The sequence below is a fragment of the Tenacibaculum sp. Mcav3-52 genome (genome assembly GCF_022347665.1).
Taxonomy (GTDB): Bacteria; Bacteroidota; Bacteroidia; order Flavobacteriales; family Flavobacteriaceae; genus Polaribacter; species Polaribacter mesophilus.
The window spans coordinates 443,922-457,908 of the sequence record NZ_JAKRGE010000003.1 but is presented as its reverse complement, the minus strand read 5'-3'; the positions used below and the strand labels follow the sequence as shown (position 1 = coordinate 457,908).

Sequence of the window (13,987 nt, the reverse complement as noted above, 5' to 3'; positions counted from 1 at the left end):
ATAAAATACCGTACAAGCTAAAGGTTAAATACACAAACTTAGTATTTATAGTCTACTCATTTTTGTGTAGTTTTGATATTAGATGAAGAAACCCACTTTTTACATACTTCCTGTTTTATTTCTGCTAATTATTTCTTGTTCCAAAACAGTAAAGGAACAAGCCTTAACTATGAAAGATGTTTTTCCTACACAGAAAAATACAGACTCAACTTTTGTTTTTGATTTAGATACAATTATTAGTTTCAAAAACTATATAGAAAAATGCGAGTATTATGACGAGATTACTCACAAGAAACAGTATGTAAGAACACAAAATAATGATATACCCCTAAATATTAATTTTTTTATAAAGTGTCATTTGCCAACTTTTTGTATTAAAGAAAAAAATATAATTGTATTGGAAGGCGACTTTAAAGAAGAAAAAACACTTTTTTTTCATGAAGATGAAAAAGTTCTTAGTGTTAAAAATTTTGAAGAGTATTTAAATAAACAGTTGTTAAATTGGGGAAAAGATTATGGATATTCTGATAGTCCAGATAGAAGTATAATACTATTTAGGTATCGCGATTTAACTAAAAAATCTAAAGAAAGAGTATATAAAGCATTGAATACTATATCAGTATCATATTTTAATTTTATTAATAGTTTTCAAAAGAAAAATATAGATTCTTTAAAGAGAGTATATCCTCTTCAAATATTATTGGAAAAAGACTTCAGATTGTTTGATAAGAAGGGTAATTTAATAGAGTTTCCGCCACCCCCACCACCAGCTCCATTAGAAATAGTAGAATAATGCCATATTTCATCGACGTCATATTACCCATTCCGTTGCAAAAAACGTTTACCTATACGGTAACCGAAGCAGAAGCCTCTTTCTTAAAAAAAGGAATGCGTGTAGCGGTTTCTTTCGGAAAAAGTAAAATATATACCGCATTGGTGTTTAACATTCACCAAAATGCACCCGAAGTATACGAAGCCAAAGACATTCATCAAATATTAGATGATACGCCTATTATAACGGAACAACAGTTAAAACATTGGCAATGGATTTCGAGCTATTATATGTGTTCGTTAGGCGATGTGTATAGGGCAGCTTTACCATCCGCTTTTCTGCTAGAAAGTGAAACCATCATCTATAAAAATGAAAACTTTGAAGAGGAAGCAATACTAACCGATGAGGAGTTTTTAATTTTTGAAGCCTTACAACATCATTCACAGTTAACCATTCATCAGGTTGCTGATATTTTAGGAAAGAAAACCGTGCTACCTATCATTAATGGATTAATAGAGAAGAGTGCGATTTACATTAAAGAAGAGATTTATGAAACATACAAACCTAAACTGGTTAAGTATGTTCGGTTACATAACAACTATAACTCAAATGAAGGCTTACAAACGCTTTTAGAGGAACTTTCAAGAGCGAAAAAGCAACGAGAAGCTGTATTGACGTATTTTCAATTAGCGGCGGCTAAAAAGCCAATAAAAGCAAAAGATTTAGAAGAACAATCGGGAGCTTCTTCCGCAGTTTTAAAAGCCTTGGTAGAGAAAGATATTTTTGAATTTTATCATATTCAAACCGATCGAATTAGCTATCAAGGAGAAACGAATCAGATAAAAGAGTTGAATGAATTTCAGCAGGAAGCTTTCAATCAAATAAAAACTTCTTTTGAAACACAGCAAGTAAGCTTATTACACGGGGTTACAGGGTCTGGTAAAACAGAAATTTATGTAAAACTAATTAAAGAAGTGATTGCTGAAGGAAAACAGGTATTGTTTTTACTACCAGAAATCGCTTTAACAACCCAAATTATTACCCGTTTACAAAACTATTTTGGAAACTTTATATCAGTATTCCACTCTAAATATTCGATAAACGAAAGGGTAGAGGTGTGGAATAACGTGTTAGAAAATAAACCAAAAGCACAGGTTATTTTAGGAGCGCGTTCTTCTTTGTTTTTACCGTTTTCAAACTTAGGGTTGATTGTGGTAGATGAAGAGCACGAAACATCTTATAAACAATTTGAACCATCACCACGTTACAACGCACGCGATGCTTCGGTAGTATTAGGTCATTTACATCAAGCAAAAGTATTGTTAGGTTCTGCAACACCGTCAATAGAGAGTTATTTCAATGCTGCACAATCTAAATACGGATTTATAGAATTAACTCGTCGTTTCGGAAACATTCAGTTGCCTAAAATCGAGCTGATAGACATTAAAGAAAAACATCGAAAAAAGGAAATGAATGGTCATTTTTCGGATCGTTTATTAAAAATGATTACGGAAGCGTTGGAGGAAAAAGAGCAGGTTATTTTATTTCAAAACCGACGTGGATTTTCGCCTGTGGTAGAGTGTACAACTTGTGGTGTTTCTCCTCAATGTCCGAATTGTGATGTGAGTTTAACCTACCATAAATTCCGTAAGGAGTTAAAATGCCATTATTGTCATTACCAACGTGCAATGCCGAATAGTTGTGGCGCTTGTGGTAGTGCTACCTTAGATACCAAAGGTTTTGGAACAGAACAGATTGAACTAGAACTCAAAGAGCTATTTCCAAACCATACCATTGGACGAATGGATTTAGATACCACGCGTGGTAAATATGGGTATCAAAAGATTATTGGGGCTTTTGAAGCCCAAGAAATTGATATTTTGGTAGGAACGCAAATGCTTTCCAAAGGATTGGACTTTGAAAATGTATCGTTGGTAGGAATCCTGAATGCAGATTCTATGCTCAACTTCCCTGATTTTAGAGCACATGAACGTGCCTTTCAGTTGATGGTACAAGTATCGGGTAGGGCAGGACGTACTAAAAAGCAAGGAAATGTAGCCATACAAACTTACAATCCGTATCATCAGATTTTACAGCAGGTATCTACTAACAACTATACAGAAATGTATAAAGAGCAGTTGCAAGATCGTTGGCAGTTTCATTATCCGCCGTACTATCGTTTGATAAAAATTACCTTAAAACACAAAGATTACACGCGTGTTGATAACGGTATCAACTGGTTAGCGAAAGCCTTACAAAATGTATTTCACGAAAATGTATTGGGACCTTCGGCACCTGCGGTTTCTCGTATTCGTAACCAGTATATTAAAAATTTGGTGATTAAAATTCCGCCAAAACAATCCTTAGGAAAAACCAAAGAACAGCTACAAAAAATTAAAAATACCTTTGAAGCCGTAAAAGATTTTAGACCTATCCGTTTTATTGTAGATGTGGATGCTTATTAAGAGGTTTGCTAACGTCTGGGGCTTTTGCGGATTACGAAACTGAAAGTTTCAATTTAGACGAAACCCCTCCATTTTGCTAAACCCTTGCTAGTGACAGTTTTTATTTTTCCACAATTTTATTTTCGGCATTATCAATTGATTGCTTGCTTTCAAAATACAAATATTTAATATTTTCATATAGTTGGTCGTTATTAATTGTTGATTTTAGTGTGGTAGTTAAAAAGTCATAATTTGTATAAGTGGTTTTAGTTTTTAAAATAGTATTTAACCATTGCCACATTTTCTTCTCTCCAATTTCTTTTTCGATAGCAAGAAAAATAAGCGGTGCATAATTATAAACGTATAACTGCCTGTTTAAATACTCTGATTGTGATTTTATTTTGCTAAAAGGGATAGCTTCTTTTTTAAATTCTTGTAAATTTTCAATCTTTTTATTTATCATTTCTTCATAAACATCTTTTCCGATATTATTTTTAGTTAGCTGTAAAGCTAAATATTCTGCAAAACCTTCACTCATCATATCCCCGAGTTCGGAATTAAATACTTTATATGTACCGAAATAAAAATGACCTAATTCGTGAGCGATAAATGGACGGTAAAAATTTTGATATTCTGGTTCTATAACCTTCTCTAATCCATTTTGCCAACCAATGCTCATAATTGTTGGATATGATACAAACATCCAGCCGTCTTTTATTGACGTTGGTGTAGTATTTACAAAAACCGTTGCTAGCTCATACGGAATATTGAGTTTGGATTCATAAAATTTCTTGTAATCGTTAATGACAGAACTAAATTCGTTTATTTGTTCGTTGGTAAAATCGGAATTCAAAATATAAGTTTCATCAATATTGGAATATTCATATTTACCACAGAAAAGTGTTAACTCTTGTGGAATTTCACTTTTAAAATGAGTCGACTGCTTTTTAACAGGTAAACTTCCGTTTACATAAATTGTATTGCAATCTTCACAAACAATTTTAATGTCGTATCTCACTTTTTCAAAAGCTTTATCTTTTTTTATATCATAAAGAACAGGGTACCAAGCCGATTGAACTCCGTCAGTTCTTAAAGAATTATGATTAAAAGCAATATTTCCCTTCCAATCTTTTCTGCTGTAATTTTCAATGGTATCATTCACTACCGGAAATTTACCAACATATTTTATTTGTAAAGATTTGGGTAGAAATTTCCCGTCATTACCAGCAAAATAATATGCTAAAGACTCTCCTGTAGAAGTTGAGTCTGACCAGGATTTGTTTGCATAAATCAAAAAGTCATTAGGTTCTTTACTTCTAAAATGAAGTACATTCATTCCTGAATTAAGTCTGATAAAATAATCTTTTAAATGAGGAATATCACTTAAAGTTACATCACACTCAAATGTTCCTTCTTTTATTGAAATGTTTACTTTTCCTGTAATCATCGGGGCTTTCTCCTGTGCTTGAAGTTGAATTGATGATAAAATGATAGTCAGTACTAAAAAGATTTTTTTCATATAAGAATTTATTATTCTAGGGAGTTTGTTTTAAAACTGCCAATAACTCGCTTGAGAATATAAATCCATTCAATGAGTTATATTCAACGTTAGCGAAAGGTATTGGAATTTAGGTTAAGAATCAAACTAATTCTCTAAAGAAAACTTATTGTTCAATTATGTTATGATGTGTAAATGTATTATATACCTGTGTTTTGTAGTCTTGTTTTCTAATAACTGTATCTATTCTTTCATCAAAATCAATTTCAAAAACATTATAGTCTGATTTGGCGACACGAATTTTAAATGTTTCATTAAGCTTTAATTTTTCTTTCTTTATACTTTTAGGAGGTATTTGTTTGAGCTTGTGAATTACACTATCATTTTTTATAAAATAAAAATATACTATATCTGTCCTCCCTGATTTTCCTTTTCTCGTATTTTCTTTAAGTTTTTCAATTGTAGCATAAGTTATAAATGCTCCTTTATTCAGTTTGTTTTTTTGGTAAGCTCTAAGACCATAAATAAATGAAAAAAGTATGGCTAGTATGATAAGTGTTAAAATTGGAGTTAATTTGATTTCTTTTTTCAATATGTATTTTTCATTTTATAGATGCACCTAATAATTATACCTGTTGTGTCTTTGTTGGTAAAATACTTTTTAAAACTCACGAATATCCACAATATCCCCATTTTGTAGTTTGTTTTGGGTGTCTATGTTAAGGATGGTTATTGATACCCAATAACCTCTTTCCTTACATTCTTCTTCCATTTCCTTCCAAATGTTAAATCTAAATTTTTAAAAACCCTTGTATTGTAATCAATTAAGCATTCAGGTAGTCTTGCTTCACAACCAAAATCGTAATATTTAAGCCCATATTTTCTTTCAAATCTTTTATCTTTTTTAGTAGTAGCTATGGGGGTAATTCCACTCATTAAATAAAGCTTAGCTTTCCCAGCTTTCCAATCTGATGAGGCTTTCTCTTTATTCAGTCTACATTTAGCATTAACAACTATATGTTTAGGTCTTTTATAGTTTAACCATTTAGATTTAAAGACAAATTCTTGAACATCATAATCTCCTGCAATTATAACTAAATGATATTCAGATTTTTTGTTTTTGGTTATAAATTTAAAATAGCCTAAGCTATCTGCTTTAATAAAATCAGTACTACCTTTTTCAGAGATAACTATTTCTCCTACTGGTTTTTTGCGAGTGATAGAAGAAATAATTTTCCCTCTTATTGTATCGTTTGATTGTGAATGTCCTATAGTTATAAACGCTAGAAGACTAATTGTTAGCAATTTTATTTTCTTTTTCATATTTCATTTTTAAGAAATTCCTCCAGAATAGCGTTCGACTATCTTCCACTTCCCATTTATCTTTTCTATTTTAATATTGTCGTTCCAAGCACATAAATCTCCACAAAAAAAGGTGTAATGTAAATAACCAACAGTGTAATTCCAATTAAATATAATTCTTGAAACGCCCAAGTAACCATACTCATTTTTTTGGGGGTTAAAGTCTTTTATGTTTTGAGGATTAATGTATTCAAAGGCAATTTTTTCATTCGAGAAATTGTAATCTAAGTTTCGCTCTTTTATCTTTCCTTTTTTCAAGTCGTAAAATAAACGTTCTTCTTTCTCAAATTTTTCTAATTCATTTTCAAACCTCTCTTTATTTTCCTTTATTTTCTCTTTAGAATAACTAATTCCATTTGCTCCAGTATCATATCCATTAGGTTTAACAGAATTAGCTGTATTTGTATCCAGTTTAGAAAAAATATAAAGTTTTAATTGTTTATCCTCCCAATTATTAAGTTTTACTATTTCATCGAATTTTATCATTTCAAGGATAAGATCATTAATAGCTATATTCTCATTCTCAATATATTTTTCGCTTTCATAATTCTGACAGCTAAAAAGACAAATAGTGCTAAAAAGTATAAGTAAATTCTTTTTCATATTTATTCAATTAAGTATTGAAACTAATCATTATCAAAATTCCGAATATCCACAATATCCCCATTTTGTAGTTTGTTTTGGGTGTCTATGGTAAAAATGGTTTTAGCAACGTACTCAGGAGTGTACAACTGGTCGTTTTCTTTTAAATCGATAAAACGTTGTACGTTTTTAAAATCTTTTTCATTGGTACTTCTAATATCAGTTTGCATATTGGTATCTACCACACCAGGGTAAATAGCATTACACTTTACACCATGTTCAAGCTCGTTTTGTTCCGCAGCAATGGTTTTGGTCATCATATCAATCGCAGCTTTAGACGTACAGTAAATACTCCAACCTTCATAAGGTTTTACGGCTGCTCCAGATGAAATACTAATAATCTGCTTTTTACACATCAACTGTTGTGTGGCTTTGATAAACAAACTGGATAAAATCAGTGGAGTAGTGGTATTCAAATGAATACTTTTGGCAATATCTTCCGAAGGAATATTTTCTAGGTTCGCTATGGTACCGAGTCTTCCCGCATTATTCACCAAGGTAATCGATGAAACTTCCAATTTCTGAATTTCGTCTAATAACATTTTAAATGTGTTATGCGTGGCTTTGGTATCAGATAAATCTACAGAAAGCTGTACCACATTTTCCAAATCCACACTACTTCTGGATAGTGAGTATACTCTGTAATTTTCTTGTGTGTATTTTTCGGCTAATGCTCTACCAATTCCTTTACTTCCTCCGGTGATGATGATTATATCCATAGGGTAAAAATAGGGAAATATTAGTAGTTGTACTCTAAATTGAGAGATTTCTTCCTTCGGTCGAAATGACGAGTAACGTCATAGCGAGGAGTGATAACGACGTGGCTATCTTTTGGTGGATACAAAGATTGCTTCGTTCTCACTCGCAATGACGGTTGGGGTGTTAGTTGTCATTTCGAAGGAGATACAACTGAGAAATCTTATAGTTGATTGTTTGTGACTCCAAAGAGTATTTGGAACTTCATTGGATGAGATTCCTCTCTCGCGTTCGGAATGACAGGAAATATCATAGTAGGGAGGTCATTGAACCTAAACTTAACTCGAAATGAGCTAAAGTACTATTAAACTTGATATATATAGTGGAAAAGACATTTAGTGCCTAATAGAAGTGGTATTTAGTGCCTACTAAAAATGTTTTTATTCCCAATTATGATTATTTGAAGAATTCTTTCGAATTTTTTCAATTATGACTATTTGAAGAATTCTTTTGAATTCTCCCAATTATGACTATTTGAAAAATTCCTTAGAATTTTCCCAATGCACATCCATTTCAGCGAGGGTCATGTCAGAAAGTTGCTTGCCTTCTTTTTTGGCAGCTTCTTCTAAAAACTGAAAGCGATTGATGAATTTTTTGTTGGTTTTTTCCAGTGCATTTTCGGGGTTTACCCCAATAAAACGTGCGTAGTTAATCATGGAGAACAACACGTCTCCAAACTCTTTTTCTATTTTCTCTTGATTATTGTTTTTAATTTCGTCGTTCAATTCAGAAAGCTCTTCTTGAACCTTTTCCCACACTTGATGTGGTTCTTCCCAATCAAAACCAACACCTGCAACTTTATCTTGAATACGATTGGCTTTTACTACTGCAGGTAAACTTTTAGGAACACCTTCTAAAACTGATTTTTTTCCTTCTTTTAGTTTGAGTTTTTCCCAGTTTTTCTTAACGTCTTCTTCGTTTTCAACAACCACATCACTATAAATATGCGGATGACGGTCAATAAGTTTGTCTGAGATTGAATTGGCAACATCAGCAATGTCGAAAGCTTGTTTTTCGCTTCCTATTTTAGCATAAAAGACGATGTGCAAAAGCACATCGCCTAATTCTTTTTTTATTTCTTGTAAATCGTTGTCTAAAATAGCATCTGCTAATTCGTAAGTTTCTTCAATAGTTAAATGGCGCAGACTTTGTAAGGTTTGTTTTTTATCCCACGGACACTTCTCACGAAGATCGTCCATGATGTCTAACAAACGATTAAAGGCGGCTAACTGTTGCTTACGAGTATTCACGATTTAAGCTTCTTCTGTAGTTGTTTCTTCAGCTTCAGTTAACGTACTAAAATCAAATTCAGCTTTTGCTAAAATGTTGTACCACTGAATTACTTTTTTAATGTTTGAAGCGTATACACGTTCTTCATCAAACCCAGGTAAAACTTCTCCGAAGTACTCCGTTAATTTATTAGCACTTTCTTTGTGAGAAATTGCATCTTTACCATCTTCTTTATCAGCAATATTTTTAAATACTTGCGCTAAAGGCACTTCTTCTTCGTACGTATAAATAGCAATGTTTTCTAATAAGCTTACGTTATGAGTTGCAGTAATAGGAAAACGTTTACCGTCAACAATAGATTTTACGATAACTCCTGTTTTAGTTTGTGATAAAATTTCATACAAACCTGGCTTACCTGTTACAGCTATAATTTTGTTAAATTCCATGTCTTAATGTTTTTAGTGTATAACTATTATCTCTTAGCATTAGGAAAACGCATGCGATATCCAGCGTTTACTTTCCCCTTAGAAATATTGTCTAATTTCTTTTTTATTAATCGTTTCTTTAGTGAAGAAAGTTTGTCGGTAAACAAAACTCCTTCAATATGATCGTATTCATGTTGAAAAACACGTGCAGGTAATCCGCTTAACGTTTCTGTGTGTTTTTCAAAATTTTCATCTAGGTATTCAATAGTAACTTTTTCTTGGCGAAAAACATCTTCATTAACAGTAGGTATACTTAAACACCCTTCGTTAAAAGCCCATTCCTCACCTTCTTCTTTAATGATTTTAGCATTGATAAATACGCGATTAAAGTTTTTGAAAACTTCTTTTTCCTCTTCACTTAAATCGTCATCTTCTGCAAAAGGAGAGGCATCAATAACAAACAAACGGATGTCTTTTCCTATTTGAGGAGCTGCTAAACCAAGTCCGTTAGCATTGTACATAGTTTCTCTCATATCGGCAATTAATTTGTCTAACTGCGGATAGTCTTTATCGATTTCTTTTCCTACTTTACGTAAAACGGGATCTCCGTATGCTACAATGGGTAAAATCATTTACTTTTTAATTTTTAGGAACGCAAAAATACAAAGAATGCTTTGGGTAGAAAATTATTTGTTATATAAATACGACTGTAAGATGATTGTAGCACTTATTTCGTCTACCAAAGCTTTGTTTTGACGTTGTTTTTTCTTCAAACCGCTATCAATCATAGTTTGAAAAGCCATTTTAGAGGTAAAACGCTCGTCTACACGTTTTATGGGGATAGAAGGAATCGCTTTTTCAAGTTTTTCGAGAAAAGGAAGAATAAGAACTTCACTTTCACTATCAGAATTATCCATCTGCTTTGGTTTTCCTACTAAAAAAAGTTCAACATTTTCTTTTTGTGTGTAATCTTTTAAAAATGCGATAAGTTCAGAGGTATCCACAGTTGTTAAACCCGAAGCAATAATTTGAAGCTCATCGGTTACCGCAATTCCTGTTCTTTTTTTTCCAAAATCTATGGCTACTATTCTGCCCATTCTATAAGTTTTTGCAAAGGTAGCTAAATTAAACAAGGAAGAAATATCTGTTTAAAAAATGTATCTTCGCAGTATATTATGGAAAGCAATTTTATTTTTGCTGAAAATATTTTAGAAAAATGACAGAATTACAATCAATTATAGAAAAAGCGTGGGATAACCGCGAGTTATTACAAGAAGAAACTACGATTAATGCTATTAGAAAAGTAGTAGATTTATTAGATGCAGGAGATTTACGTGTTGCTGAACCAACAGAGGATGGATGGCAGGTAAACGAATGGGTAAAGAAAGCAGTAGTATTATACTTTCCAATTCAAAAAATGGAAACCTTAGAAGCAGGTATTTTTGAATATCACGATAAAATTCCATTAAAAAGAGGTTATGAAGCAAAAGGAATTCGTGTAGTACCAAATGCTGTAGCTCGTCACGGAGCCTATATTTCAGCAGGAACTATTTTAATGCCTAGTTATGTAAATATTGGAGCGTATGTTGATGAAGGTACGATGGTCGATACTTGGGCGACTGTAGGTTCTTGTGCACAAATTGGTAAAAACGTACACTTATCTGGTGGAGTAGGAATTGGAGGGGTTTTAGAGCCTTTACAAGCAGCACCAGTAATTATTGAAGATGGAGCTTTTATCGGTTCTCGTTGTATTGTTGTTGAGGGGGTTAGAGTAGAGAAGGAGGCTGTTTTAGGTGCGAATGTAGTATTAACAATGAGTACTAAAATTATTGATGTAACAGGTGATGAACCAGTTGAAATGAAAGGAGTAGTACCAGCACGTTCTGTAGTAATTCCTGGAAGTTACACCAAGAAGTTTGCTGCAGGTGAATATCAAGTTCCTTGTGCTTTAATTATTGGTAAACGTAAAGAGAGTACAAACAAAAAAACGTCGTTGAATGATGCTCTTAGAGAGTATGATGTAGCGGTTTAAGAACGTATAAATAGGATAAAAAAGGGAAGATTTTAAATCTTCCCTTTTTTATTGTTTTCATATAATTTTCTAAGTTTTACATATTTTATATAAGAAAAAAAGGCTTGCATCATAGAAAATGTAATTCCGTCTAATCCATGAAAAATACCTTTCTTAAGAATATAACAACGTAAAAAAGACCACAGTCCATGCCCTATAGGGGTAAAGAAGTTTACTTTTTTGTTTTGTTCAAAATATTCTTCCGATTGCCAAGTAGTATATAAGTTATATTTTCCTATAATTTGATGAAAATCCTTCCAACCATAGTGTAATAAATGAAGTTTGGTTGTTTTTAAATTGGTGGCTTGTATGCTTTGATGAACTTTGGTGGTTGCAGGTTTAGCGGTTTGCTTGTTAAAAAACCTACAAGTATACGATGGATACCATCCTGCAAAATCAATAGGTTGATCTTTTAAAAAGTTTTTACGTCTAAAATTATAAGCATCGTAAGGTTCATTTAAATACTTTCCACTCTTAATAAATTCAAAACTATCTTTATCTAGGCGTTCATCAGCATCTAAGTTTAGAATCCAATCATTCTTACAAAATTGAAGCCCATGTACTCTTTGAGGACCATCTCCTAAGAATTTTTGTAAATAAACTTTAGCTCCCATAGATTCTGCTATTTCAACAGTCTTGTCAGAACTAAAAGAATCAATTATAATTACTTCGTCACATACGCTATTTAAAGATATAATACAATCTTTAATGTTTGCTTCTTCATTAAAAGTAATTACGAGACCACTTATATTCATGTGTAAATATTATTGTAGATTTGTGCGGTCAAAAATACAATTATTAAATGATTCCAAAAATTATACATTTCTGTTGGTATGGAAAAGGGGAGTACAATGAAACAATAAAAAAATGTATTGCTTCATGGGAGGAAAAACTACCTGATTATACCATAAAGAAGTGGGATGAAACCAATACACCTTTTGATAAACTGCCGTTTTTAAGGTTGCTTTATAAACAAAAAAAATGGTCTTTTATTACTGATTATGTTCGTTTGTATGCTTTGTATAAAGAAGGAGGGATTTATTTGGATACCGATATAGAAATCTTAAAAAGATTTGATGAGTTACACACAGAAGAAGCTTTTACAGGGTTTCAAACGGATATGGAATCTTCACCATTTCCTGTAGCGGCTGGTATTATTGGAGCAAAAAAAGGAGATAATTTTATTTTAGATTGTATAAAAGAGACTGAAAAAAAACAACGACTTAAGTTTAATGGGATGGGTGGCCCTCCTATTTTAACTAAAGTACTTTTAGGTTATGGGTTGGCAGAATATAAGACCCAAACTATAAATAAAGTATTAGTTTTAGATAAGAGGTATTTTTATCCATTTTACATTACAGAAAAGTTTACTCAAGATTGTATTGATGAAGAAACTATTTGTATTCATTGGTGGCAGGATTCATGGGGGAATAAGAAAAAAGGGATAAAATATATTCTTGATAGTCTAGGTAGAAAGCTACAAAAAACTCCATTAATTATAAAAAATAAAATAAGCTTTAACATTAATAAAGAAAGATTTTATTTTATTAACAATAAGCTTTAAAATAAAAGAGTAAATATGAAAATACTAATTTGGAATGATTTTCCGTTAAAAGCTAGGCAAGGAGGACCGTCTACTTATCTCTTTAATTTAAAAAAGTCAGTTGAATCCAATAAAATTCAAAATATTACTTTTTTAAATAACAAAGACCCCAGAATTAAAAAAGTTAGAACTACTAAGTTTACTTATTTTTATAAAAATGTCTTTCGTAAAAACATTTTTAAGTTTTTTTTTGGTAATAACTTTGAAGCCAATAGAAAAATAAAGAAAACAATAAAATTTCATACTACTCCTATTGAATTACCTGAAGGGATTAGGTTAAATGAGTATAGTCACATACATTTTCATACTACATATTCTTATTATAAAGCAAAAGAAATTCTTAAGGATTTTAAAGGAAAGGTATTATTAACTTCTCACTCGCCCAAAGCTACTCATATTGAGATTATAGAAGACTTACTGTATGGTTTTTCTTTAAAAGAGGATGAGAGAGAAGTGTTAAGAAAGATTGATGAATTTGCTTTTTCCAATACCGATTATGTAATTTTTCCATGTATTGAAGCTCAAGAACCTTATTTTAATTCTTGGAGTGATTATAAAAACATTCAAAGAAAAAATAAAGTAGTAGAATTTTTAACTTGTTGTTCAGAAGCAAATATAAAAAGAACAAAAGAAGACGTTTTTAGAGAGTATAATATCCCAAAAGGTTCTTTTGTAATAACTTATTTTGGAAGACATAATGAAGTAAAAGGTTTTGATGTTTTAAAAAGATTTGGAAAAGAGGTTTTAAAGAAGTATCCGAACATTTATTTTTTAATAGCGGGGACGGAAGAACCTTTAAGAGGATTAAAGCATGAAAGATGGATTGAAGTAGGGTGGACTAATGATCCTCATTCTATTGTATCTGCAGCGGATTTATATATTTTACCAAATAAAGAAACTTATTTTGATTTAGCTTTACTAGAAGTTTTGTCAATTGGAACCACAAGCTTGTTGAGTACAACTGGAGGGAATAAATATTTCAAAAGATTACCCGAAAGTGAAACAGGAGGTCTTTTTTATTACAACAATACTTTAGATGATATGCTAAAGACATTTGAATTTATATATGAGAATAAGTCTGAGATAAACAATCAGAATAAAGAAATTTTTAAAAAATATTTTGATAACAAAAACTTTGCAGTCAATTATTTAAGTATGATAGAAACTTTGAAATAATTAAAAAT

The 13,987-nt window shown here is 31.6% G+C and carries 15 protein-coding genes; 5 read left to right on the top strand and 10 right to left on the bottom strand.

Translation table 11 applies throughout. The features are described 5' to 3' along the window. The first annotated feature begins 82 nt into the window (after positions 1 to 82). The gene (locus MHM83_RS11395) at positions 83 to 793 is read left to right on the top strand and encodes a hypothetical protein (RefSeq protein WP_239179863.1); all 711 of its coding nucleotides are present in this window, start codon (positions 83 to 85) and stop codon (positions 791 to 793) included. Then, entirely contained in the window at positions 793 to 3,237 is a 2,445-nt protein-coding gene (gene priA, locus MHM83_RS11390; protein WP_239179862.1) for a replication restart helicase PriA, read from the top strand. Before MHM83_RS11395 ends, priA begins: the two co-directional genes overlap by 1 nt. A gap of 100 nt (positions 3,238 to 3,337) precedes the next feature. On the opposite strand, the gene MHM83_RS11385 is transcribed toward priA, so the two are convergent. The 9 genes from MHM83_RS11385 to ruvX all read right to left on the bottom strand — a co-directional run bounded on the left by MHM83_RS11385 (position 3,338) and on the right by ruvX (position 10,226). Then, positions 3,338 to 4,735: a hypothetical protein gene (locus tag MHM83_RS11385; RefSeq protein WP_239179861.1), complete on the bottom strand. Its 1,398-nt coding sequence runs from the start codon at positions 4,733 to 4,735 to the stop codon at positions 3,338 to 3,340. A gap of 145 nt (positions 4,736 to 4,880) precedes the next feature. Next, positions 4,881 to 5,306: a hypothetical protein gene (locus MHM83_RS11380; protein WP_167713786.1), complete on the bottom strand. Its 426-nt coding sequence runs from the start codon at positions 5,304 to 5,306 to the stop codon at positions 4,881 to 4,883. A 137-nt stretch (positions 5,307 to 5,443) separates the two neighbouring features. Further along, positions 5,444 to 6,037 carry a hypothetical protein gene (locus tag MHM83_RS11375; RefSeq protein ID WP_239179860.1) on the bottom strand — a complete coding sequence of 198 codons (594 nt, stop codon included), beginning with the start codon at positions 6,035 to 6,037 and terminating at the stop codon, positions 5,444 to 5,446. A 9-nt stretch (positions 6,038 to 6,046) separates the two neighbouring features. Then, entirely contained in the window at positions 6,047 to 6,679 is a 633-nt protein-coding gene (locus tag MHM83_RS11370; RefSeq protein WP_239179859.1) for a hypothetical protein, read from the bottom strand. A gap of 23 nt (positions 6,680 to 6,702) precedes the next feature. After that, a complete protein-coding gene (locus MHM83_RS11365) occupies positions 6,703 to 7,437 on the bottom strand; it encodes a (S)-benzoin forming benzil reductase (RefSeq protein WP_239179857.1) in 735 nt (244 codons plus the stop codon). Between the two features lie 507 nt (positions 7,438 to 7,944). After that, positions 7,945 to 8,724, bottom strand: coding sequence for a nucleoside triphosphate pyrophosphohydrolase (gene mazG, locus MHM83_RS11360; RefSeq protein ID WP_239179855.1), 780 nt, complete (start codon positions 8,722 to 8,724; stop codon positions 7,945 to 7,947). Positions 8,725 to 8,727: 3 nt separating this feature from the next. Beyond that, positions 8,728 to 9,150 carry a DUF5606 family protein gene (locus tag MHM83_RS11355; RefSeq protein WP_047788730.1) on the bottom strand — a complete coding sequence of 141 codons (423 nt, stop codon included), beginning with the start codon at positions 9,148 to 9,150 and terminating at the stop codon, positions 8,728 to 8,730. A gap of 26 nt (positions 9,151 to 9,176) precedes the next feature. Further along, complete coding sequence (def, locus tag MHM83_RS11350) at positions 9,177 to 9,761, bottom strand: peptide deformylase (RefSeq protein WP_239179853.1); 585 nt, start codon at positions 9,759 to 9,761, stop codon at positions 9,177 to 9,179. A gap of 54 nt (positions 9,762 to 9,815) precedes the next feature. Further along, positions 9,816 to 10,226 carry a Holliday junction resolvase RuvX gene (gene ruvX, locus MHM83_RS11345; RefSeq protein WP_239179851.1) on the bottom strand — a complete coding sequence of 137 codons (411 nt, stop codon included), beginning with the start codon at positions 10,224 to 10,226 and terminating at the stop codon, positions 9,816 to 9,818. Positions 10,227 to 10,345: 119 nt separating this feature from the next. Here ruvX and MHM83_RS11340 point away from each other — a divergent pair, with 119 nt between their 5' ends. Further along, positions 10,346 to 11,161 (top strand): 2,3,4,5-tetrahydropyridine-2,6-dicarboxylate N-succinyltransferase, encoded by an 816-nt coding sequence (locus MHM83_RS11340; protein ID WP_239179849.1) that lies wholly within the window; start codon positions 10,346 to 10,348, stop codon positions 11,159 to 11,161. Positions 11,162 to 11,193: 32 nt separating this feature from the next. Here the strand turns inward: MHM83_RS11340 and MHM83_RS11335 are convergent, their stop codons facing one another. Next, positions 11,194 to 11,955, bottom strand: a complete 762-nt coding sequence (locus MHM83_RS11335; protein WP_239179847.1) for a glycosyltransferase family 2 protein — start codon at positions 11,953 to 11,955, stop codon at positions 11,194 to 11,196. Positions 11,956 to 12,002: 47 nt separating this feature from the next. Between MHM83_RS11335 and MHM83_RS11330 the strand changes: the two genes are divergently transcribed. Together MHM83_RS11330 and MHM83_RS11325 are read left to right on the top strand one after the other, a co-directional pair. Next, the gene (locus MHM83_RS11330; protein ID WP_239179845.1) at positions 12,003 to 12,764 is read left to right on the top strand and encodes a glycosyltransferase family 32 protein; all 762 of its coding nucleotides are present in this window, start codon (positions 12,003 to 12,005) and stop codon (positions 12,762 to 12,764) included. Positions 12,765 to 12,779: 15 nt separating this feature from the next. Then, complete coding sequence (locus MHM83_RS11325) at positions 12,780 to 13,979, top strand: glycosyltransferase family 4 protein (RefSeq protein ID WP_239179843.1); 1,200 nt, start codon at positions 12,780 to 12,782, stop codon at positions 13,977 to 13,979. Positions 13,980 to 13,987 lie beyond the last annotated feature (8 nt).